We start from the raw sequence: 3,065 nt of genomic DNA, 5'->3' as shown, positions 1-3,065 counted from the left end.
GGGGGGCGGGGTGCGGTCGGCGCCGCGGGCGAAGCGGCGCTCCAGGTAGTACTGGGCAATGCTGAGCAGCGAGGTCAGGAAGACGTACCAGGCGGTGGCCACCATCAGCATCGGGATCACCCGGCCGTTGCGGCCGTAGACCACCTGCACCTGGTAGAAGAGCTCGCCGATGGCCATCACGTAGACCACCGAGGTGCCCTTGAGCAGGCCGACGACCTCGTTGCCGGCGGTGGGCAGGATCGCCCGCATGGCCTGGGGCAGCAGGATCCTCCGGATCTGGCGCGCCCGGGGGATGCCCAGCGCCGCGGCGGCCTCCAGCTGCCCGCCGTCGACGGCCAGCACGCCACCGCGCACGATCTCGGCGGCGTAGGCCGCCTGGTGCAGGGAGAGCCCGATGAGCGCGGCGCCCATGGTGCCGATCAGAGCGTTGCTGTCCACCGACCACAGCACCGGTCCGAACGGCACGCCCACGCCCAGCTCGCGGTACAGAGCACCGAGGTTGAACCAGAACACCAGCTGGACGATCATCGGGATGGACCGGAAGATCCACACGTACGTCCAGGCCACCGTGCGCAGCACGGGACTGCGGGACAACCGCATGAAGGCCAGCAGCGCGCCCAGCACGAACCCCAGCACGGTGGCGAACGCCACGAGCTGCAGGGTCACGCCGACCGCCTCGACGATGGTCTCGGACAGGACGTAGGAGAGGAACACCTCCCACTCCCAGACCGGGTTGGTCACCAGGCCGTGGGCGAACTGCGCGCACAGCACCAGCACGGCCAGGACCGCCGCCCACCGCCAGGGGTGGCGTGCGGGGACGACCGTGAGACCGGCCAAGGGGTCGGTGGCCGGCGGGGCCTCCTGGCCGCCGCCCGGCACGGCCGCGCGGGTGGGCGCGGAGTCGGTGGTGAATCCCATGGGTCGTGTTCCGATCGGTGAGGTCGTGCCGGCGGGCCGGGGGACGGTCCGCCGGCAGGGGTCGTTCAGCGCTGCTCGGGCGGGTTGATCCGTGACTTCTCGACGGCGGACCCGGTGGTGCCCCACTTCTCGAGGATCCGGGCGTAGGTCCCGTCGGCGATCAGCTCGTTCACCGCGGCCTGGAAGGCGGGCGTGAGCGGCGATCCCTTGCGGAAGGCGAAGCCGACGTCCAGCCGGTGGTACTCGCCGAGGAAGCGGGTCCCCGCCGCGGGCTGCGCGGCCTGGTACCTCAGGCCGTTGATGGTCGACATGACGACGTCGATCCGGCCCTGCTGGAGCGCCGTGACCACGGCGCCGTTCTCGGAGTACACCTTGACGTCGTAGGGCTCGCGTCCGGCCTCCGCGCACACGCCCTTGTTCTCCTCCAGGGTGGCCTCGAAGGTGGTGCCCGCCCCGGTGCCGACCGTCAGGCCGCACAGTTCGGTCAGGTCCTCGACCTTCCCCCTGACGCCGGTGCTGCCCTTGCGCACGGCGAAGCCCTGGCCGTCGTTGATGTAGGTGACGAAGTCGATGGTCCTCAGGCGTTCCTCGGTGACGCCGAAGTTGCCGGTCCCCAGGTCGTACTTGCCGCTGGACAGGGCGGGCAGGATCGTCTCGAAGGACGCGTCCTGGCGCTGGAGCCGCAGGCCCAGTACGCGGGCGACCGCCTCGGCGATGTCGATGTCCTGGCCGGCGGGCGGCCGGTCCTGCCCGTTCGGGTAGTAGGCGGCCGGCGGGGAACCGATGGAACTGCCGATCCGCAGCGTGCCTTTGGCCCGCACCTCGGCGGGGAGCAGGGCGGCCACCGACTCCACCTCACGCACCCCGGCCACCGGGTCGTCCGACGGGGCGGGCGAACCCGCTCCCGCCGCCGCGGCTCCCGCGCCGGGACCGGCCGTGCCGGAATCCCCTCCCCCGCCCCCGCACGCCGTCAGCCCGAGGGCGGACAGCAGTGCCAGAGCCGTCAGGGCTCGGCGGATGCGCGGTGCGGTACGCGTTGAGGTCACAGGTCCAGGGCCTTTCCGGTGGCGACGCGGGACGGCAGGTGTTTCTCGAAGGGGAGCAGGCCGACGTGCTCCGGGTCGGCCTCGGTGTCGAAGAGCGGCGTGTAACCGGTGGTGAGGTAGAGCCCCCGCGCCTCGGGCTGGCGCGGCCCCGTGGTGAGGAAGACGCGGTGGTAGCCGGCCTGCCGTGCCTCGCGCTCCAGCTCGGCGACGACGCGCCGCGCCAGACCGCGCCGCCGGTGGGCGGAGTGCGTCCAGATGCGTTTGAGCTCGGCCGTGCGGGCGTCGTACCGGCGGAAGGCTCCGCCGGCCACCGCTTCGCCGTCGTCCAGGAGCAGGATCAGCAGGCCGCCGTGGGCGGGGGTGAACTCCTCGTCCGGGTAACGGCCGAGTTCCTCGGACGCGTCGCCGCCGTAGCGGCTGGAGTACTCCGTGAGCAGTTCGTCGAGCAGGGGCCGCACCCGCGGGTCGGACACCTGGACCCGGAGCAGGGCCAGGTCCCGCGCGGCGAAGGGCGAAGGGTCCTTGGACGTGGTGGGCATTCGGGCACGCCTCTCTCGGCTCCTCGGCGGGAGCGGAAGACGGGTACGCGGAGGGAGCCGCACCGGGAGGGCCGGTGAGGCGGGGAACACGACGGCGCGATGCCGGGAGGAAGGGCAGCGTGTGTCCGGCTCACACCCGTGGTCGCGGCAGGCGCGGACGCCGGACGCTCAGGGGTGCGAAAGAGAGATCTCGGCCCGCGACGGGGTCACCGAGGGAGGGATCGGGCCGTTCCGGACGGCCTGCGACTGCCCGGTCAGCAGGGTCGACACGAGGCGGACCACACCCGACCGAAGTCGATGTGGCCGCGCGTGACGAGGCGCTGCTGCCGGGAATTCATGCCGCCCATTGAGCATCACGGGCGGCGGTTCGTCAACAGGCCGTCCACAGAGCGGACTTCGACGGACCGGACACAGCCTTGAGTTCAACGGGCCTTTGACGATCAGGACTTGTTGACAGGCGTCCGGGACTGCGGCGTACGGTGGGCGGGCCGGCCGTGTTGAGGGACACGCCGGGCGTGACGACCACCGCCCCGGGGCGCGCACCTTCCCGTGCCCCCGGGAC

General features: G+C 72.2%; 3 protein-coding genes. All 3 read right to left on the bottom strand.

All coding sequences use genetic code 11. The features are described from left to right. A partial coding sequence (locus tag ACOV8S_RS05270) for an amino acid ABC transporter permease (protein ID WP_448316350.1) occupies nucleotides 1-918 on the bottom strand: 918 nt, incomplete at its 3' end. A gap of 65 nt (nucleotides 919-983) precedes the next feature. After that, a complete protein-coding gene (locus tag ACOV8S_RS05265) occupies nucleotides 984-1,964 on the bottom strand; it encodes an ABC transporter substrate-binding protein (RefSeq protein ID WP_448316349.1) in 981 nt (326 codons plus the stop codon). After that, nucleotides 1,961-2,503 (bottom strand): GNAT family N-acetyltransferase, encoded by a 543-nt coding sequence (locus tag ACOV8S_RS05260; protein ID WP_448316348.1) that lies wholly within the window; start codon nucleotides 2,501-2,503, stop codon nucleotides 1,961-1,963. The genes ACOV8S_RS05265 and ACOV8S_RS05260 overlap by 4 nt, the downstream gene beginning before the upstream one ends. Nucleotides 2,504-3,065: the final 562 nt, after the last annotated feature.

This window comes from Streptomyces sp. CO7, assembly GCF_053474865.1.
This window is presented reverse-complemented; position numbering and strand designations above follow the sequence as displayed.

Coding starts and splice junctions, on each gene's coding strand:
- ACOV8S_RS05260 (WP_448316348.1), bottom strand. CDS start 2,503: ATGCCCACCACGTCCAAGGACCCTTCGCCCTTCGCCGCGCGGGACCTG.